The organism is Variovorax beijingensis (assembly GCF_003951285.1).
GTDB lineage: Bacteria > Pseudomonadota > Gammaproteobacteria > Burkholderiales > Burkholderiaceae_C > Variovorax > Variovorax beijingensis.
On sequence record NZ_RXFQ01000009.1, the window covers coordinates 157,589 to 176,521 of the forward strand.

Below are 18,933 nucleotides of genomic sequence, written 5' to 3' on the forward strand. Positions count from 1 at the left end.
TCATTCGCTTCGTTCTCTTGTCAGTGGCGGGATTGTGCCCAATCAATTGGCGGTATCGTGCAATTCAGTGTCGGCCTCTGGGGTCATCGTATCGCCCAGGGAGCCCGACCGGCGGGCCAGTTCGGCTCGCAGAAGTGGCAGCCCCTCGCCGCTGCGGGCGCTGAGGAAGATACGCGGAACCCGCACGCCGTCGATTTCCATGTCGTCCTGCAGATGCAGCGGGTGCTGCGCAGTTTCAAGGGCATCGAGCTTGTTGAACACCAGAAGCTGCGGAACTGTGTCGGCACCGATGTCGCGAAGAACGGACTGCACCTCGGCCATCTGCTCCGGGTAATGCGGATTGGAGGCGTCCACCACGTGCAGCAGCAAGTCGGCATCGACGGCCTCCTGCAGCGTGGCCTTGAAGGCATCGACCAGCCCGTGCGGAAGGTCGCGAATGAAGCCGACGGTATCGGAAATCGAAACCTGCCTGCGGGCATCGCCCAGGTAGAGGTTGCGCGTGGTGGTGTCGAGCGTGGCAAAGAGCTGGTCGGCCGCGTACGCGCGAGCCTTGACCAGGGCATTGAACAGGGACGACTTGCCGGCGTTGGTATAGCCCACGAGCGAGATGTTGAAGGTCTCGCGGCGCTCGCGCTGGCGGCGCTGCGTGCCGCGCTGCTTCTGCACCTTGGCCAGGCGCTCGCGCGTGCGCTTGATCGATTCGCTGATCATCCGGCGATCGAGCTCGATCTGCTTTTCGCCGGGACCGCCGCGCACGCCCGCACCGCCCGTCTGGCGCTCCAGGTGGGACCAGCGGCGCACCAGGCGCGTGCTCAGGTACTGCAGGCGAGCCAGCTCGACCTGCAGCTTGCCCTCATGGGAGCGGGCACGCTGGGCGAAGATTTCGAGGATGAGGAAGGTCCGGTCGTACACCGCCACGTCGAGCTGGCGCTCGAGGTTGCGCTGCTGCGCCGGGCTTAGCGACTGGTCGAAGATGACCTCGCTGGCCTGATGCATGGCGGCCAGTTCCTTGATTTCGTCGGCCTTGCCGCTGCCGACGAACAGGGCCGCGTCGGGCGCCTTGCGCTTGCAGACGAGGCGCGCGACAGGCGCAAGGCCCGCGGTCTGCGCGAGCAGGCCGAGTTCCTCGAGTTCGCTGTCGAAATGGGGCAGCCCGAAATCGACGCCGACGAGAACGGCGGCGCCTTCCTGGCGGGAGTTCAGTTCAGACAAGCGGGATCAATATGGAAAAAGCGCGGCGGGGTTACCGCCGCGCTCCGCGCGATCAGGCTGCGGCGTCGTCGTTCTCGGCAGCCGAGAAGTTGACGGCACGACCCGGCACGATGGTGGAGATGGCGTGCTTGTAGACCATTTGCGTCACCGTGTTGCGAAGCAACACGACGTACTGGTCGAAAGACTCGATCTGGCCCTGCAGCTTGATACCGTTCACCAGATAAATGGAGACCGGCACATGCTCGCGACGCAGGGTGTTCAGAAACGGGTCTTGTAGAAGTTGCCCTTTATTGCTCACGATATTCTCCGTGTTCAAGAGTAGTTGTTGGAGAGATGACCTTAACACAGGGTTTCTGCGCTGCAGCAATCGGGGCCAAAAGCCTTTGAAAAATAACGTCTCTCAAAAGGCGGAACTTTCGACCCGGCCACGGCTCATCGGCCGCCATCGGCAGCCAAGCGCGCTCAATCGTCCTTGTCCGCAAAGGGATTTTGCGAGCTTTTGAACTGGATGCGCAAGGGCGTGCCCACAAGATCGAACTCCTTGCGGAAGCGCCCCTCGAGAAAGCGCTTGTAGGCCTCGGTGACGTGCTCCAGCGAATTGCCGTGGATGATGATCACCGGCGGATTCATGCCGCCCTGATGCGCATATCGCAGCTTGGGCCGGAACATGCCCGCGCGCTTGGGCGACTGGAACTGCACCGCCTCCAGCAGCAGCCGGGTCAGCACGGGCGTGGACATCTTCCGCGTGGCCGACTTGTGGGCCTGCGCAATGGCCTGCCACACCGGACCGAGGCCCTGGCGCTTGATGGCCGAGATGAAATGCAGCGATGCGAACTTGAGGAACGGCAACCGGGTCTCGATCTGGCGCTGGATCTGCTCGCGCTGGTAGCTGTCGACCGCGTCCCACTTGTTGATGGCAATCACCACCGCGCGGCCGCTTTCGAGGATGTAGCCGGCAATGTGCGCGTCCTGGTCGGTCACGCCCTGCGTCGCATCGAGCAGCAGCAGCACGACGTTGGCCGACTCGATGGCCTGCAGCGTCTTGACCACCGAGAACTTCTCGATCGCCTCGAACACCTTGCCCTTGCGGCGCAGGCCGGCCGTGTCGATCAGTTCGAAGCGCTGCCCGTTGCGCTCGAACGGCACCGAGATGGCGTCGCGCGTGGTGCCCGGCAAGTCGAACGCCACCAGGCGCTCTTCGCCGAGCCAGGTGTTGATCAGCGTGGACTTGCCAACGTTCGGCCGTCCGGCCACCGCCAGCTTGATGGGCTTGTTGACGTCGTCCTCGTCCACCTCGTCGTCCGGGTCGGGCAGGTTCAGCGGTGCGAGCGCCAGCTCGACCAGGTCGCGCATGCCCTGCCCATGCGCCGCGGACACGCCATGCACGTCGCCGAAGCCGAGTTCGTAGAAATCGACCAGCTTGGTGCCGTCGTGCATGCCTTCGGCCTTGTTGGCCGCCAGCACGCAGGGCTTGCCGAGCCGGCGCAGCTCGTTCGCAATGTCGTGGTCCTGCGCCGAAAGGCCTTCGCGGGCATCGACCACGAAGATCACGACGTCGGCCTCGGCCACGGCCTGCCGCGTCTGCTTGGCCATTTCCTTGTAGATGCCGCTGCCCGCATCGGGCTCGAAGCCGCCGGTGTCGATCACGATGAACTCGTGCTTGCCCAGGCGGCCATTGCCATAGTGGCGGTCGCGCGTGAGCCCGGCAAAGTCGGCGACGATGGCGTCGCGCGTCTGCGTCAGGCGGTTGAAAAGGGTCGACTTGCCGACGTTGGGCCGCCCGACCAGGGCCACGACCGGCTTCATGGCCGGCCTTTCAGGGGCGCGGTTTTCATGGTCGGGCCTTGCAGAGAGTTATTCAGGGCGATATCCAAACACACCGCCGTTGGCGGTCACCACGACCACCGTGTTGCCGGCCATCACCGGGGTGACGCCAATGGCGGAGCCATCGGGCGTGACGCGATTGAGCAGCGCACCATCCTCGCGTGAAACGAAGTGCAGCGTTCCGGTGCTTTCGCCGATCACCAGCGAACGGCCCACCGCCAGCGGCCCGGTCAGGACGCGGTTCTTGAAACGGGTCGATTGCCAGGCGCGCTCGCCGTCGGAACGGCGCCAGGCCGTGACGCTGCCATCGGCCTCGGTGCCGTAGACGAAACCCTCGTCGCCGCTGACGCCCTCGGCGCCCACGGCAGGCTTGCTCCAGAGCAGCTGGCCGCGCAGCGTGTCGACGCAGCCGACATTGGCGTAGTAGGCACGGGCGCACACGGTGTCGCCGACGCGGCTCACGCTGCCGGTCAGGTCGACCAGGCGCTCCACGTCGTTGGTGCCGCGCGGCGCCGCAATGGGGGCTTCCCAGCGCGAGGTGCCATTGGCCGGGTTGATGCCGACCAGCCGGCCACCGATGCCCGAGATCAGCGTATCGCCCACGGCGGTCAGCACGCCCGACTTCTTGAGCACGAGGTTCTCGGCTGTGCGCTGCTGCAGCCAGAGGCGGCGGCCGCTCTGGCCATCCCAGGCGCTGATGCTGCGGTCGGCGGTCTGAACGAAGACGCGGCGGCCGGCCACCAGCGGCGCGGTGAAGGCCTGGGCCGAGAGCCGCTGCTTCCACAGGACCTTGCCGCCTTCGATGGCCACGAGTTCGTTGTCGGTGGTGACCACCGCGGCCAGCGAGCCGTCGCTGCCGACGCCGGCAGCCAGCTTGGCGCCTGCATTCGCGCGCCAGGTTTCACGGCCGGCACGCGCGTCGATGGCGACCACGGTGCCGTCGGTGCCGGCCACGGTGACGATGTCGCCGCTGACGTCGGCGGCCAGCGGGAAGCCCACGGCCGGGATGCGCACGCTCCAGGCCTGGCGCACGCCGAACAACGCGGGGTTGGCGGGCAGTTCGGCCGGCTTGGGCTTGCTGGTGCCCGAACAGGCAGCCAGCATTGCGGCCAGAACAATGGCCGAACCTGCACGCAGGGCGGACGACTCAGGCATGAAACGCTTGAAATTCATAGTGCGATCAGGAATTTTTGGGGGCTGCCGGCGTGACCGTGATCACAGGTGCCAGGCTCTTCGGATCGACGCCGGCGGCGTTGAGCTTGAATTCGACGAGGCGCCGGTAGTCGGACGCCGGACCGAGGCCGGTCCAGGCCTTGCGGTATTCGGCCTGCGCTTCGGCGCGCTTGCCCTGGGCCATGTAGATGTCGCCCTTGCGGTCGGCCACGAGCGGCTCGAACTCCTTGGGCACGTCGCCGGAGAGCTGCTTGAGCGCATCGTCGTATGACTTGTTGTCGAGCAGTTCAGCCGCCAGCCGAAGCTTGGCAACGGCCTTGTAGCCCGGATCGACAGCGCTTTGCGCAACCCAGCCGAGCGCCGCCTGCGAGGCCTCGCGGTTGCCCTTCTCGTACAGCGCCTTGGCGGCCAGCAGGCCCGCCTGCTGTGCATAGGCGGTGCCGGCGAAGCGTTCCTTCATGTCGCCCAGCACGCGCTGGATGCGCTCCACGTCGCCGGACTGCGTGCTGCGCTCCACCTCGTCGTAGAGGGCAGCGGCCTGCGCCGCCTTGTTGCGCTGGAAATATTGCCAGCCGTTCCAGGCCACGAAGGCCCCGGCCGCAAGCAACACCACCCAGGTGATCAGGGTGCCGTAGGTGTTCCAGAAATGCTTGAGCTGGTCGAGCTGTTCCTGTTCGTCGAGATCGAGATGGGTTGCCATGCGTGTCAGATGTTGGGAGCCGGCGATTGTAGGGTGGCGGCCCAGGTGGCCACCTCGGAGAGCGGCCGCGCCACCTGTTCACCGCCGCCCTCGCGCAGCGATTTGACGGTGACTTCGCCGCGCGAGAGCTCGTCTTCGCCAAAGATCAGCGCATAGCGCGCTCCGCTCGCGTCGGCCTTCTTGAACTGCGCCTTCATGCTGCCGCCGCCCGCATGCTGCAGCACGGCCACACCGGCGGCGCGCAACTGCTCGAGCACGGCCATGACCTGCGGCAGCGCGGTGGCCGAGGGCACGACGGCGTAGGCCGCGGGCGCCGCGGCGGGCACCGGCAGGCGGAGTTCCTGGATCAGCAGCAGCAGCCGCTCGATGCCCAGGCCGAAGCCGACGGCCGGCGCAGGCTTGCCGCCCATCTGGCCGATGAGGCCGTCATAGCGCCCTCCTCCGCAGACGGTACCCTGCGAGCCGAGCTGGTCGGTGACCCATTCGAAGACGGTCAGGTTGTAATAGTCCATTCCGCGCACCAGGCGCGGATTGACGCGGTAGGCCAGCCCTGCGGCGTCGAGCACGGCGCGCACCGCATCGAAGTGCGCGCGCGACTCCTCGCCGAGGAAGTCCATCAGCTGGGGAGCGGCCTCCACCACTGCCTGCATGGCGGGATTCTTGGTATCGAGGATACGCAGCGGATTGCTGTGCAGGCGCCGCTGCGCATCGGCATCGAGCACGTCGGCATGCGCCTCGAAATGGCGGATCAGCGCTTCACGGTGCGCCTGGCGCTCGGCCGGCTGGCCCAGGCTGTTGATCTCCAGGCGCACATGCTCGCCTTCGACCAGCCCGAGCTCGCGCCATAGGGCCCGCACCATGAGGATCAGCTCGGCGTCCACGTCCGGACCGGGAAAGCCCAGCGCCTCGACGTCGAGCTGGTGGAACTGGCGGTAGCGGCCCTTCTGGGGACGCTCGTGGCGGAACATCGGCCCCATCGTCCACAGGCGCAGCGGGCCGTTGTAGAGCGCGTTGTGCTCGACCATGGCGCGCACGATGCCGGCGGTGGCCTCGGGGCGGAGCGTGAGCTTGTCGCCGTTCATCGCATCGGTGAAGGAGTACATCTCCTTCTCGACGATATCGGTCACCTCGCCAAGTCCGCGTACGAACAGCGCCGTGGGTTCGACCACCGGCGTCAGCATGTACTGGTAGCCGTAGCGGGCGAGGAGGCCGCGCACCGTCTGCTCGAACCACGACCAGAGGGCCGAATCGGGCAGGCGGTCGATGCGCGGCACGCTCGCCGGCAATATGTCGTTCATGCCTTTGACGGCATTGATCTTGTCAGCCATGGGAGAAAGTGGTCAGGCGACGTCGGCAGCCTGCTGCTGGCCGAAGCGCTTTTGAATGTAGTTTTCGACGAGCTGGTGAAACTCGTTGGCGATATTGTCGCCGCGCAGCGTGAGCGCCTTTTCGCCGTCGATGAAGACCGGGGCGGCGGGCGCCTCGCCGGTGCCGGGCAGGCTGATGCCGATGTCGGCATGCTTGCTCTCGCCCGGGCCGTTGACGATGCAGCCCATCACGGCCACCTTCAGCGTCTCGACGCCCGGGTACTTCTTGCGCCAGACCGGCATCTGCAGGCGCAGGTAGTCGTCGATCTGCTTGGCCAGTTCCTGGAAGGTGGTGCTGGTCGTGCGGCCGCAGCCCGGGCAGGCGGTGACGCTCGGCACGAATACGCGCAGGCCCAGCGCCTGCAGGATCTCGTTGGCAATCAACACTTCCTGCGTGCGCGACTCGCCCGGCTGCGGCGTGAGCGACACGCGAATGGTGTCGCCGATGCCCTCTTGCAGCAGGATGGAAAGCGCCGTGGCCGATGCCACCGTGCCCTTGGTGCCCATGCCGGCTTCGGTGAGCCCCAGGTGCAGCGGATAGTCGCAGCGCTTGGCGAGTTCGCGGTAGACCGAGATCAGGTCCTGCACGCCGCTCACCTTGCACGACAGGATGACCTGGTTGCCGGCCATGCCCATCGATTCGGCCAGCTTGGCGGATTCGATGGCCGAGGTGATGAGCGCCTCGTACATCACCTGCTTCGCATCCCAGGGCTCGGCGCGCTGGCTGTTGGTGTCCATCAGGCTGGCCAGCAGTTCCTGGTCGAGGCTGCCCCAGTTGACGCCGATGCGCACCGGCTTGTTCCAGCGCATGGCCGCATCGATCATCTGGCCGAACTGGCGGTCGCGCTTGTCGCCCTTGCCCACGTTGCCGGGATTGATGCGGTACTTGCTCAGCGCTTCGGCGCAGGCTGGATAGTCGGTGAGCAGGCGGTGGCCGTTGTAGTGGAAATCGCCGATCAGCGGCACGTCGATGCCCATGCGGTCGAGCTGCTCGCGGATGTAGGGCACCTGGGCCGCCGCCTCCGGCGTGTTGACCGTGATGCGCACCATCTCCGACCCGGCAATCGCGAGCTCCTTCACCTGGATGGCCGTGCCGACGGCATCGACGGTGTCGGTGTTGGTCATGGACTGCACCCGCACGGGTGCATCGCCGCCCACCGTCACGGTGCGCGGTCCCCAGACCACCTGGGCCTGGCGCGAACGGCGCGCCCTGGGCGCTGCCGATTCGATGGGTTGGGGAGTGCAGTCGGTCACGATTTCACCTCGAAACGCGCCACGCCGCCGCCGCGCGTGACAGGCTTCAGATCGTAGGGCTTTCCGTGCACCTGCACATCGACCGCCGATGCACGCCCCACCACCACCGACAGCGGCAGCGTTCCCGACAATGCCACCGTTTCGCCGGCCTGCAGGCTGCGGCGCAGCAGTTGCTTGCCGCCAGCTTCCGTGACGGTGATCCAGCATTCCTCGCGCGCGACGAAGACCAGCTGCTGGCTGCTGGCAGGTGCCGCAGCAACAGCAGCAGGCGAAGCCGCCGCCGCAGCGGTCGCGCTGCCCGCCGGCAGGGCTGCCGCGGAAGGCGCGCCCGGCGCCGCGGGTGCAGCCGATGTTGGGGGTGCAACCGGCGACACCGGCGCGCTCTCGACCACGACGGACGGCCCGCCCGAAGCCGGCGCAGCCGCCGGCGCCTCGGCCGCTGCACTGGTGTCGCCACCGCCACGCGACGTCCAGCGCGACACCGAGGCCCCGATCTGGTCGAACACCGATTGGGGCAGCCAGAACAGCACGGCCGCGCCGACCAGCAGCAGACCCACGACCGTCAGCAGCGCGCGCGACGGCAGCCCGCTGGAGCGCCCGCCGTTCCAGCGCGGCGTTCCGGAAACGATGTTGCTCTTGAGCGTGCGGTCGGCCAGTGCCAGCGCCGCGCGCTGTGCGCCCGGCAGCTTCGCGAGCACCGGACCGGGATCGATGCGCAGCGCTCGGCAGACACTGCTGGCCAGGGCCCGCGCAAAGACCGGATCAGGCAGCGAAGCGATGTCGTCCGCCTCGAGCGCAATGAGCTTCTGCGGCGGCACCTTGAGCGCCGCGGCCACCATTTCGATGTGCAGACCGTGCGCTTCGCGCGCTTCGCGGAGCATGTCGCCGGCTGTCTTGTGCGTGATGTCGCCTTCCTCGATCGGCAGTGCCGCGGAAGTGCCGAACTCCGAAACCCGTTCAGTCATTGAAATTCCCGCGCTCGTACGCTATTGCCTCCCGGGACTGCGGAAAGCGCCGTTGCAGTTGCCCTCCCAACTGCGCCACTGCTTCGCGGTTGTTGAGCCGTCTTTCGATCTTGATGCCGAGCCAGAGCGTCTCGGCGCTGGCCGAAGGGCTGTTGTTGACGCGGCGGATGTAGAACTGCGCACGCGACCACTCTTCGCGCTGCGCCAGCAGCGAAGCCAGGTTGAATCCGACCACCGGGTTTCCGGCGTCGATCTCGTAGGCCTTCATGAGGCTGCGCTCGGCCTCGGCACGCTGGCCCGCCCTGAGCTGGCAGACGCCCTGCGTCATGAGCGTCTTGGCACGGTCGGTATAGCTCGGCACCGCCAGTGCCTCGGTGAACTGCTGGGCCGCATCGCCATAGCGGTTCTGCTGGCACAGCAGCCAGCCGTAGTTGTGCCGCACATTGGGATCGCGCGGGTTGATGGCAATGGCGCGGCGGAAGCTGTCTTCCGCCAGGCCCGCATTTTCGAGCCGCATGTAGACCAGGCCGCGCAGGTTGTAGGCGTCCGCATAGTTGGGATCGGCAACCAGCGCCTGCTTGATCTCGTCGAGCGCGACAGTGGTCTGGCCGTGCTCGAAGTAGCCGGCGGCGAGTTCCATGCGCAGGCGCGCGCGGCGTTGCCGGCTGCTTTCGTCGGATTCGGTCACCATCTCGGCGCCCTGGCCCGAACTGGTGTCGGCCAGGCTGGTGGTGGTGGTTCGGGTGTTGACGCAGCCCGCGAGCAGAAACGCCACGGCGACGCCGGCAAAGCCTGCAGCCACCAGTCGCTGCGCGCTCGCGGTCGTCATCGGAAAGGCCATCCTCATTAGGTCAATGCTCCTGGGGGGTGGTCTTGCGAACCGGGTGCAGAACAACGGTGCGCTCGGAGACACGGCGCTGGGCCATGCGTTCGGCCGCGCGGGTACGGTCCTTGACGTCGCCGGCCAGCTGTCCGCAGGCCGCATCGATGTCGTCGCCGCGCGTCTTGCGCACGGTGGTCACGAGGCCGGCCTCGCTCAGCGCCTTGGCAAAGGCCAGCACCTGCGGCTGCGGCGAACGCAGCAGCCCCGAGGCCGGAAACGGATTGAACGGAATCAGGTTGAACTTGCACGACACGCCATGGGCGCGAACGAGTTCAACCAGCTGCCGCGCGTGCTCGGGCTGGTCGTTGACGCCATCGAGCATGCAGTACTCGAAGGTGATGAAGTCGCGCGGCGCATGCGCCAGGTAGCGCTTGCAGGCCTCGAGCAGTTCGGCGATCGGATACTTGCGGTTGAGCGGCACGAGGTCGTCCCGCAGCGCATCGTTGGGCGCATGCAGCGATACGGCCATGGCCACCGGGCAATCGGCGCCCAGGCGGTCGATCATCGGCACCACGCCGGAGGTCGACACGGTCACGCGGCGGCGCGACAGGCCGTAGGCGTTGTCGTCGAGCATGGTGCGCAGCGCCGGCACCAGCGCCGTGTAGTTCTGCAGCGGCTCGCCCATGCCCATCATCACCACGTTGGAGATGACGCGCTCGTCGCGTTTCAGGTGCTTGCGCAGGAAGTGTTCGGCAAACCAGAGCTGGGCGACGATTTCGCCGGTGCTCAGGTTGCGGCTGAAGCCCTGGTGCCCCGTGGAGCAGAAGCGGCAACCCACCGCACAGCCGGCCTGGGACGACACGCACAGGGTGCCGCGGTCGTCCTCGGGAATGAATACGGCTTCGACGGCATTGCCGTCGCCGACGTCGAACAGCCACTTGATCGTGCCGTCCTTGGATTCGTGCTGCGTGACGACCGGCAAGGCCTCGACGCGAGCGGTGGTGGCGAGCTTTTCGCGCAGCGACTTGGCCAGATCGGTCATCTGGGCGAAGTCGCTGGCGCCACGCTGGTGGATCCAGCGGAACAGCTGCGTGGCGCGGAATCGCTTCTCGCCGAGCTTTTCGCAGAACGCAGCCAGCCCCTCGAGATCGAATTCGAGCAGGTTGGCCGTGGTCATGAAATCAGCTGGCGTGCGGCTTCAGCGCGCGTAGACGTTGAGGCCGGCGAAGAAGAACGCCACTTCGTTGGCGGCGGTTTCGGGAGCATCCGAACCGTGCACGGCGTTGGCATCGATGCTGTCGGCGAAGTCGGCGCGGATGGTGCCCGGGGCCGCCTTCTTGGGGTCCGTGGCGCCCATCAGGTCGCGGTTCTTGGCGATGGCGTTCTCGCCTTCGAGCACTTGCACGAACACCGGGCCGGAGATCATGAAATCGACCAGGTCCTTGAAGAACGGACGCTCCTTGTGGACCGAGTAGAACTGCTCGGCTTCGTTGCGCGAGAGATGCACGAGCTTGGCGGCAACGATCTTGAGGCCGGCAGCTTCGAAGCGGGAGACGATCTTGCCGATGACGTTCTTGGCGACGGCGTCGGGCTTGATGATGGAAAGAGTACGTTCGATAGCCATTGAAGTGCTTCCTGAGCTTTGATTTTGAAGTGATTTGTCACAACTGCAACGAATATGTTGCATCGTAAGTCGACAAAGCCTCTGATTTTAACCGGCGCAGTCCCCGGGATTGGTGAAAACCCCGCGAAAGGCTGCGCTGGGGAACTGGCTTTCAGCGCCCGCGGCGCCGGTTTCCGCCGGGGCCGCCCTGGCCGCCAAAGCCGCCGCCGGCCGGGCCGCCTCCGCGCCGTCCCGGACCCTGACGCTGCTCCTTGCGCTGGCGCGAGAAGCTGTCGGCGCCGATGTAGCCGAGCGAGGTCTTCATCGGATCGGGCTGGTTCGCCCCGCTCGGCGGACGCTCCTCGCCCTGGCGGTTGCCGCGGTTGTTGCTGTTGCCGCGGCGCCCTTGCGGCGGCATGCCGGCGTTGCCACCGCCACCGCCGCGGTTGCCACGCCCCCCGCGCTCGCCGCGCGGCGGCCGGCCGTCGCCGAGCGGATTGGGAATGGGCGCCTCGCGGCCGTCATCGCGCATGTCGCGCGGCTGCTGTTGCTGTCCGCCGCCGGCGTTGCGGTTGCCGCGCCGCTTCTTGTTGCGTCCGTTGCGCCCGCCGCCGGCACCTTCCTGGCCCGGCCCGCGTTGCTGCTGCGGACGCGGCGCGCCGCCGCCCGAGGCCTGGAACAGCGCATTGATGTCGCGCTCGTCGAGCTCCATCCAGGCGCCGCGCTTCAGGCCGCGCGGCAGCACCATGGCGCCGTAGCGGATGCGGATCAGCCGGCTGACCGCATGGCCCACCGATTCGAACAGGCGCCGCACTTCGCGGTTGCGGCCTTCGGAGATGGTGACGCGGTACCAGTGGTTGGAGCCCTCGCCGCCGCCCTCCTCGATGGTGCCGAACTGGGCCATGCCATCGTCGAGGCGAACGCCTTCGAGCAGCTTCTTCTTTTCCTCGGCATTGAGCGCACCCAGCACGCGCACGGCGTACTCGCGCTCCAGGCCGAAGCGCGGATGCATCAGCTGGTTGGCCAGGTCGCCGGAACTGCTGAACAGCAGCAGGCCTTCGGTGTTCAGGTCGAGCCGGCCGACCGATTGCCACTTGCCCTGCTGCAGGCGCGGCAGCTTGCGGAATACCGTGGGGCGGTTCTGCGGATCGTCGTGCGTCACGACCTCGCCCACCGGCTTGTGGTAGGCGATCACGCGCGGCGGAGGCGGCGCAATGCGATAGCGGATCGGCTTGCCGTTGATCTTGACCTGGTCGCCGTACTGGATGCGCTGGCCGATGTGGGCCGGCTCGTTGTTGACCGAGATGCGGCCCTGGAGAATGAGCGCTTCCATTTCGAGCCGCGAGCCCAGGCCCGCCTGCGCCAGCACCTTGTGCAGCTTGGGCGAGTCGGCCTCCGGCAGCAGCACGCGCTTGAGGGGCGGGACTTCGGGGCTCTCTTCATCGGCGTCGAACTGGCCCGAGATGACGTCCGCGAAACGGATCGGCTCGGGCGGCAGTGCGTTGCGCTGCTCGCGCTCGGCGGCGCGGCGCGCGCGGTCGAGGTCGTCCTCTTCCTCGTCGGGTTCTTCTTCCTCTTCTTCGTCGTCGTAGGCAGGTGCGCGCGCAGCATCCTCTTCGGCGCGATCTTCCACGCGACGTTCCTGGGGTTCGACGCGTTCGACTGGCGTGGACGGCGCGGCGGCGGCGGCGGTGGCGGGTTCGTCGACGACGACGGGTGCGGCGGCAGGCGCCGCATCGGCCACCTGGGCCACGGGTTCGGAAGTGTCAGTTGCCGCAGCAGGCACCGCTGCGGACTCGCTCTCCCCGGCCGCCGGTTCCACGGCCTTCTTTCGGCGGGGGGCGCGCGGCTTCTTTGGAGCCTCGCCCTCGGCTGCGGCTGCCGTGGGCAGGCCCGCTTCGGCGTCGGCAGACGGGCCGGAGACGGCCGCCTTCGCCTTCTTTTTCTTGGGTTCGGGCTGGGCCGGCACGATTGCCGCGTCGTCGATGTCGGAGGAGCTCATGAGGTTTTTCCGGGGGGAACAGCGTGGGGATCGGTCTCGTCGGGCGACGGGGCTTCGGTTTCGAGCTCGACGGATTGCTCGACTTCCGTGGGGGCCGGGATGTCGGCGGGCTCGTCGGGAGAGGCCGCGTCCTCGGCGAACTGCGCAGCGGCGGCTTCGGCGGCAGCCAGGGCGGGAGCTGCATCTGCTTCGGAGTCCGACATGGCCGAGGCATCGGCATCGGATTCGTTCGGCACGTCCATCGGCAACCCTGGCTGGTTGCCCGAGGCCTGATCGAGCGCGTCGACCAGCGCCGCCTGCTGGGCCGGCGTCTCGATCAACGGCAGCTGGTCGAGCGATGCAAGGCCGAGATCGTCGAGGAACTGCCGCGTGGTGGCGTACAGCGCCGGCCGGCCGACGGTTTCACGGTGGCCGATGACCTCGACCCAGCCGCGGTCCTCGAGCTGCTTGAGGATGAGGGAGTTGATGGTGACGCCGCGGATGTCTTCCATGTCGCCGCGCGTGACCGGCTGACGGTAGGCAATGATGGCCAGCGTTTCGAGGGCGGCGCGGGTGTAGCGCGGCGGCTTCTCGGGATGCAGGCGGTCGAGGTGGTCGCGCATCTCGGGCCGGCTCTGGAAGCGCCACCCGCTGCCGACGCTCACCAGTTCCAGGCCGCGCTGCGCCCAGTCTTCCTGCAGTTCGAGCAACAGCACCTTGATCGTGTCCACGCCCAGTTCGTCGTCGAACAGCACGCGCATGTCGCGCACCGGCAGCGGCTGGCTCGAACAGATCAAGGCGGTTTCGAGAATGCGCTTGGCATCCGCCGTATTCATGGTTTGCGTTATCCGGGAAAAGGCGTCTCGGGGACGCTTGTTCAGAAGGATGGAAGGAAGGCGCTGCCGGCACGCGGCGAGTGCAACGCAAGGCCGGCATCGGGGTGGCCGGCGCGGCCCTCGGGCCGTCAGGCGCGATTGTAATCCAGCCCCAGGGCCTGGAACGCCTGAACCAGATCGGCCGGCGGAAGTGAACGCAGTTCCAGAGCGGCTTGTGTGACGGGGTGCACGAATGCGAGCCTGAAGGCGTGCAGCGCCTGCCGCCCCAGCCCCGCGGCCGGAGCCCCGCCGTAGAGCGCATCGCCGATCAGCGGATGCCCGATGGACGCCATGTGAACGCGGATCTGGTGGGTCCGGCCCGTTTCGAGCGTGCACCGCACGGCACAAGCCTGCGCGTTGCTGTCCAGACGCTCGATGAGCGTGCGTGCCGTCTTGCCCGCATGGCGCTCGAGGTCGACCACGGCCATGCGCAAACGGTTGCGCGGATCGCGGCCGATGGGCGCGTCGACCTGCCGGGCTGCCGCGCCGGCCCAGGGCTTGTGTCCGAGCGCGAGGTACTGCCGCTTGACCTCGCGCGCGGCGATCAGCGCCACCATGGCATCCATCGCGGCCCGGGTGCGCGCCACGACCATGAGCCCGCTGGTGTCGCGGTCGAGCCGGTGGACGATGCCCGCGCGCGGCAGCAGCGCGGCCTTGGGGTCGAGCGCGAGCAGGCCATTCAGCAGCGTGCCGCTCCAATGGCCCGGCGCCGGGTGCACCACCAGGCCGGCCGGCTTGTCGACGATGCGCAAGTGCTCGTCCTCGTGCACCGTGACGATGTCCATCGCCTCGGGCCGGAAGGCCTGGCTCTGGGGCGTCGGCCGCAGTTCGATGCGCCCGGTCTGCCCGACGCGCACCGTGGCGGAAGCCTTCAGCAGCGTACGCCCCTGCAGTTCCACGGCGCCGGCTTCGATCAGCTGTTGCAGATAGTTGCGAGAAAATTCCGGCACCAGGGCGGCCAGCGCGCGGTCCAGCCGCTGGCCATGCTCGGCCTGGCCCACCGTGAAAGGCCGCAGTTCGCTGGATTCGACCGGGTCGGCGCCCTCGTCGGCCTCGGCGGAGTCGGGGGCCATGTCCAGGGGGTCGGTCGATATAATTGAGGGCAACTGTTTCACGAAAGCCGTATGTGATGTTTCGCGCCAAATTATCGGTCCCCTCCTGGATCGCGCTCAGCGCGGCAGCGCTGCTTGCAGCCGGCTGCTCCTCCACCTCCGTCGACAAGACCGCCAACTGGAGCCCCAACCGCATCTACGCCGAAGCCAAGGACGAAGCGGGTTCCGGCGCCTACGACAAGGCCGTGCCGCTGTACGAGAAGCTCGAGGGCCGCGCCGCCGGCACGCCGCTCGCGCAGCAAGCCCAGCTCGAGAAGGCCTACGCCCAGTACAAGTCCGGCGAAAAGGCCAATGCCGTCGCCACCATCGACCGCTTCCTGAAGCTGCATCCGGCCAGCCCGGCGATCGACTACGCGCTCTACCTCAAGGGCGTGATCAACTTCAACGACGACCTCGGCATGTTCGCGTTCCTGACGCGCCAGGACCTGTCCGAGCGCGACCAGAAGGCCGCCAAGGAATCGTTCGAGTCCTTCAAGGAACTGGCAACGCGCTTCCCCGAGTCGCGCTACGCGCCCGACGCGCGCCAGCGCATGAACTACATCGTGAACTCGCTCGCGCAGTACGAGGTGCATGTGGCACGCTACTACTACTCGCGCGGCGCCTACCTTGCGGCCATCAACCGCGCGCAGCTTGCGCTGTCCGACTATCGCGAAGTGCCCGCGCTCGAAGAAGCCCTGTACATCATCGTCCGCTCCTACGATGCGCTCGGCATGAAGGACCTGCGCGACGACGCCCAGCGCGTGCTGACCACCAACTACCCGCACAGCGAGTATCTGGCGCGCGGCTTCAAGGGCAAGGACGACCCATGGTGGAAAGTCTGGTAATCCGCTGAAACGACAAGAAGCCCTTCGGGGCTTTTTCTTCGTCTGCGGAGCCTGCTGCGGCAACGGCTCCGCGGCCCTTCAGGCCGAGAGCGAATTCCTGAGTTCGCCGATCGCCGCCTCGAAGTCCGCTTCGCTCTCCAGCCTGCGCATCGGCGGCAGCGCAGCCAGGAGCCGCCGGCCATAGCCCATGGCGACCAGGCGGGTGTCGCAGATCGCAAGCACGCCGCAGTCCGTTTCGCGGCGAATCAGCCGCCCTGCCCCCTGCTTCAGCGCCACGGCCGCCTCGGGCAGCGAATAGTCGCTGAATGAACTGCGCCCCTGGGCTTCGAGCCGCTGCGAGCGCGCCTCCACCAGCGGATCGTTGGGCGGCGGGAACGGCAGCTTGTCGATCACCACCAGCTGCAATGCATCGCCGGGCGCATCGAAGCCCTCCCAGAACGATGCGGATGCCACCAGCACGCAGCCGGCGCGCCCGGCGTCCGCGCCTTCGCGGAAACGGTCCATGAGCACGCGCTTGGGCAGCTCGCCCTGCACCAGCACCTCGGGCCGCAGGTCCGACTCGAGCCGTTCGAACTGCTGCTTCATCTCGTCGCCGATCGCACGCAGCGCGCGCAGCGTGGTCGTCAGCACCAGGGTCCGGCCGCCGAGCTCGGCGGCACCGCGCGCGGCCAGCTGCGCGACCCGTGCGCTGTGGGCGGCGTCGTTGGGCTTGGGAAAGGCACGCGGCACATAGAGCCCGGCCTGCGCGGCATAGTCGAAGGGGCTCTGCACCCGAAGCACCTGCGCGTCGCCCAGGCCGCACGGCTCGGTGAACCAGCGCAGCGTGGGTTCGTCGCCCAGCGTCGCGGAAGTGAAGACCCAGGCGCGTCCGTTGTCTTCAGGCACCGCGCGGCCAGCCTCCTCGTCATCGTCCTCAGGGGCCGTGCCGCTGCCGATCTTGAGCACGCGCGTACGCATGGCCTCGGCAATGTCGAGCGGCGATTCGACCAGGCGCAGCTGCGTGCCCACGTCGACCCAGCGCACCGAGTCGGTTTCGCAGGGCAGCGCGAAGCGTGCCGCGCGCTTGGCGAGCTGCTGCGCCCGTTCATAGAGGCGCACGAAATCGGGCGATATCTCGCTGACGGTGTCGAGCCCTTCGGCGGCCATTTCGAAGGCCTGCTGCAGAGCTTCGAGTGCGTCCTGCCAGACCTGCGCATCGATGCCTTCCGGCGACGGCCCCACCCAGCGCAGCTTGGTGCCGGGCCACTGCTTGCCGACCGCAAGGCGCAGCTCGCGCGCGGCGCGCTCGACGGCCGCCACCAGCTGCTGCCAGTCGACCAGTCCCCGCGCATGCTGCAAGCCGGCACCGAGCAGGTCGCGCGCGAAGTCCAGGGCCTGTCCGCTGCCGAGCTGCGCGCCCAGGAACTGCACGCCGGTTTCGTTGAGCTGGTGCGCCTCGTCGAACACGACCACGCTCACGGTCGGAAGCAGTTCCGCCATGCCGGTCTCGCGCACCGCGAGGTCGGCGAAGAACAGGTGATGGTTGATGACCACCACGTCGGCCGCCAGCGCTTCGCGCCGCGCCAGGTTGACGTGGCAGGGCTTGAACTGCGGGCACTGCGCGCCCAGGCAGTTCTCGCGCGTGGAGGTGATGAGCGGAATGAGCGGCGAGCGCTCGTCCAGGCCGGGCAGCTCGGCCAGGTCGCCGGTTCGCGTGGCCTTGGACCATTGCTCGATCTTGGCGAGCGTGCGCAGGCTGCCGCGTTCGGGCAGCGATGCATCGTGGCGCGCCAGGTCGAGCCGGTGCAGGCACAGATAGCTCGCACGCCCCTTGAGCAGCGCCGTGCGCACCGGCAGCTCGAGCGCCTCGACCAGGCGCGGCAGGTCGCGGCCGAACAGTTGGTCCTGCAGGGTCTTGGTGGCGGTCGACAGCAGCACGCGCTCGCCGCTCAGCAATGCCGGCACGAGGTAGGAAAAGGTCTTGCCCACGCCGGTGCCGGCCTCGACCACCAGCACGCCGCCGTCCTCGATCGTTCGGGCGACGGCCAGTGCCATTTCGGTCTGTCCCGAGCGCTCGCGGAACTGCTCGGCGGCACGCGACAGGACGCCGCCCTGCGCGAAGGCGTCGCGCACCTTGTCCTCGAGTGTTTCGCTCACGCGGGTTCTTTCGGATCGAGCACGTTCTCGAGCCGCGTGATCTGGTCGCGCAGCGCAAGCCGGCGCTTCTTCAGGCGACGCAGCAGCAGCTCGTCCTGCGGCGAAGCTTCGGCCAGGCGGTCGATGGTGGCGTCGAGGTCGGCGTGTTCGATGCGCAGCTCGATCAATTGGCGGGAAAGGGAGTGAAGATTGGAGTCCAACGTTGGCGCTGCGAACGTATTCCGCCCGCAGCTCGTGTTCACTCGATAATACGTCCTGGTACGAATCCACGAGAAGACACAAGGCGCGCCATTGGCGCATTTGCGCTCATGACACAAGGCTTTCGGCTTGCCGCCGCCACCGGTCTCCACAAGGGAGACCGCCCTTATCAGCAGGACCAGGTCCTGATGATGAGCCATCCGCGCGTGCCCGGCTGCATGCTGGGCATCATTGCCGACGGCATGGGCGGGCGCAGCGGCGGGCGCAAGGCCTCCGACCAGGTGCTGATGACGGCGCGCCAGCTGTTCACGCGCTACCACCCCGACCGCGACAGTTCCGCGGCCGTGCTGCGGCAGCTGCTGGAAGACGCGCACACGGTCATCAAGCTCACGGCCCTGTCGAGCGAGCAGGAGCCGCACAGCACGCTGGCGGCCTTTCTGATGAACCCCAGGGGCGACTGCGCCTGGATCCATGCCGGCGACTCCCGCATCTACCACTTCCAGAACGGCGAGCTCGTCACACGCACGCGCGACCATTCCTATGTCCAGGTGCTCATCGACCGCGGCGAAATCACCGAGGCCGAGGCCAATGTCCATCCCAAGGGCAACATCCTCCTCGGATGCCTGGGCATGACCACCACGCCCCCGCCCGTCGAGCCGCATTACATTCCCGCGATGCAGCCTGGCGACCTGCTCATGGCCTGCAGCGACGGGCTCTGGCACTACTTCAGCCCCGAAGAGCTGGCCAGCGTCCTGTACGCGGAGCCGCCGCGCGAAGCGGTGGAAATCCTGGTGGGAGAAGCGCGCCGCCGTGCGCGCGGCACGGGCGACAACATCTCGATCGTGGTGCTGAAGCTCGAAGCGCTTCCGCAAGATTGACCGCGCCG

The 18,933-nt window shown here is 67.5% G+C and carries 18 protein-coding genes; 2 read left to right on the plus strand and 16 right to left on the minus strand.

Annotated elements, in window-relative coordinates; all coding sequences use genetic code 11:
* Positions 1–42: 42 nt before the first annotated feature.
* The 14 genes from hflX to EJO66_RS17705 all read right to left on the minus strand — a co-directional run bounded on the left by hflX (position 43) and on the right by EJO66_RS17705 (position 14,850).
* Positions 43–1,212 (minus strand): GTPase HflX, encoded by a 1,170-nt coding sequence (gene hflX, locus EJO66_RS17640; protein ID WP_124957674.1) that lies wholly within the window; start codon positions 1,210–1,212, stop codon positions 43–45.
* A 52-nt stretch (positions 1,213–1,264) separates the two neighbouring features.
* Positions 1,265–1,510 carry an RNA chaperone Hfq gene (hfq, locus tag EJO66_RS17645; protein ID WP_012747311.1) on the minus strand — a complete coding sequence of 82 codons (246 nt, stop codon included), beginning with the start codon at positions 1,508–1,510 and terminating at the stop codon, positions 1,265–1,267.
* A 164-nt stretch (positions 1,511–1,674) separates the two neighbouring features.
* Positions 1,675–3,018, minus strand: a complete 1,344-nt coding sequence (der, locus tag EJO66_RS17650; RefSeq protein WP_124957673.1) for a ribosome biogenesis GTPase Der — start codon at positions 3,016–3,018, stop codon at positions 1,675–1,677.
* A gap of 48 nt (positions 3,019–3,066) precedes the next feature.
* Positions 3,067–4,209, minus strand: coding sequence for an outer membrane protein assembly factor BamB (gene bamB, locus EJO66_RS17655; protein ID WP_124957672.1), 1,143 nt, complete (start codon positions 4,207–4,209; stop codon positions 3,067–3,069).
* Between the two features lie 7 nt (positions 4,210–4,216).
* Positions 4,217–4,909, minus strand: coding sequence for a YfgM family protein (locus EJO66_RS17660; RefSeq protein WP_124957671.1), 693 nt, complete (start codon positions 4,907–4,909; stop codon positions 4,217–4,219).
* A 5-nt stretch (positions 4,910–4,914) separates the two neighbouring features.
* Positions 4,915–6,237: a histidine--tRNA ligase gene (gene hisS / locus EJO66_RS17665; protein ID WP_124957670.1), complete on the minus strand. Its 1,323-nt coding sequence runs from the start codon at positions 6,235–6,237 to the stop codon at positions 4,915–4,917.
* Positions 6,238–6,249: 12 nt separating this feature from the next.
* Positions 6,250–7,530, minus strand: a complete 1,281-nt coding sequence (gene ispG, locus EJO66_RS17670; protein WP_124957669.1) for a flavodoxin-dependent (E)-4-hydroxy-3-methylbut-2-enyl-diphosphate synthase — start codon at positions 7,528–7,530, stop codon at positions 6,250–6,252.
* Entirely contained in the window at positions 7,527–8,495 is a 969-nt protein-coding gene (locus EJO66_RS17675; protein ID WP_124957668.1) for a helix-turn-helix domain-containing protein, read from the minus strand. Before EJO66_RS17675 ends, ispG begins: the two co-directional genes overlap by 4 nt.
* On the minus strand, positions 8,488–9,342 hold the full coding sequence (pilW, locus tag EJO66_RS17680; RefSeq protein ID WP_124957667.1) for a type IV pilus biogenesis/stability protein PilW: 855 nt from the start codon (positions 9,340–9,342) through the stop codon (positions 8,488–8,490). The genes EJO66_RS17675 and pilW overlap by 8 nt, the downstream gene beginning before the upstream one ends.
* 4 nt (positions 9,343–9,346) lie before the next feature.
* Entirely contained in the window at positions 9,347–10,495 is a 1,149-nt protein-coding gene (gene rlmN / locus EJO66_RS17685; RefSeq protein ID WP_125965699.1) for a dual-specificity RNA methyltransferase RlmN, read from the minus strand.
* Positions 10,496–10,516: 21 nt separating this feature from the next.
* A complete protein-coding gene (gene ndk, locus EJO66_RS17690) occupies positions 10,517–10,942 on the minus strand; it encodes a nucleoside-diphosphate kinase (RefSeq protein WP_012747302.1) in 426 nt (141 codons plus the stop codon).
* 151 nt (positions 10,943–11,093) lie between these two features.
* Positions 11,094–12,923: a pseudouridine synthase gene (locus tag EJO66_RS17695; RefSeq protein ID WP_124957665.1), complete on the minus strand. Its 1,830-nt coding sequence runs from the start codon at positions 12,921–12,923 to the stop codon at positions 11,094–11,096.
* Entirely contained in the window at positions 12,920–13,738 is an 819-nt protein-coding gene (scpB, locus tag EJO66_RS17700) for an SMC-Scp complex subunit ScpB (RefSeq protein WP_124957664.1), read from the minus strand. Before scpB ends, EJO66_RS17695 begins: the two co-directional genes overlap by 4 nt.
* A 128-nt stretch (positions 13,739–13,866) precedes the next feature.
* A complete protein-coding gene (locus tag EJO66_RS17705) occupies positions 13,867–14,850 on the minus strand; it encodes an RluA family pseudouridine synthase (protein ID WP_125965700.1) in 984 nt (327 codons plus the stop codon).
* A 56-nt stretch (positions 14,851–14,906) separates the two neighbouring features.
* Between EJO66_RS17705 and EJO66_RS17710 the strand changes: the two genes are divergently transcribed.
* Positions 14,907–15,713 carry an outer membrane protein assembly factor BamD gene (locus EJO66_RS17710; protein ID WP_125965701.1) on the plus strand — a complete coding sequence of 269 codons (807 nt, stop codon included), beginning with the start codon at positions 14,907–14,909 and terminating at the stop codon, positions 15,711–15,713.
* A gap of 78 nt (positions 15,714–15,791) precedes the next feature.
* Here EJO66_RS17710 and EJO66_RS17715 read toward each other — a convergent pair whose 3' ends face one another.
* Together EJO66_RS17715 and EJO66_RS17720 are read right to left on the minus strand one after the other, a co-directional pair.
* Positions 15,792–17,849, minus strand: coding sequence for a DNA repair helicase YoaA (locus EJO66_RS17715; protein WP_124957661.1), 2,058 nt, complete (start codon positions 17,847–17,849; stop codon positions 15,792–15,794).
* Positions 17,846–18,049 carry a YdcH family protein gene (locus tag EJO66_RS17720; RefSeq protein WP_012747296.1) on the minus strand — a complete coding sequence of 68 codons (204 nt, stop codon included), beginning with the start codon at positions 18,047–18,049 and terminating at the stop codon, positions 17,846–17,848. The genes EJO66_RS17715 and EJO66_RS17720 overlap by 4 nt, the downstream gene beginning before the upstream one ends.
* Positions 18,050–18,157: 108 nt before the next feature.
* Between EJO66_RS17720 and EJO66_RS17725 the strand changes: the two genes are divergently transcribed.
* The gene (locus tag EJO66_RS17725) at positions 18,158–18,925 is read left to right on the plus strand and encodes a PP2C family protein-serine/threonine phosphatase (protein ID WP_021006965.1); all 768 of its coding nucleotides are present in this window, start codon (positions 18,158–18,160) and stop codon (positions 18,923–18,925) included.
* Positions 18,926–18,933: the final 8 nt, after the last annotated feature.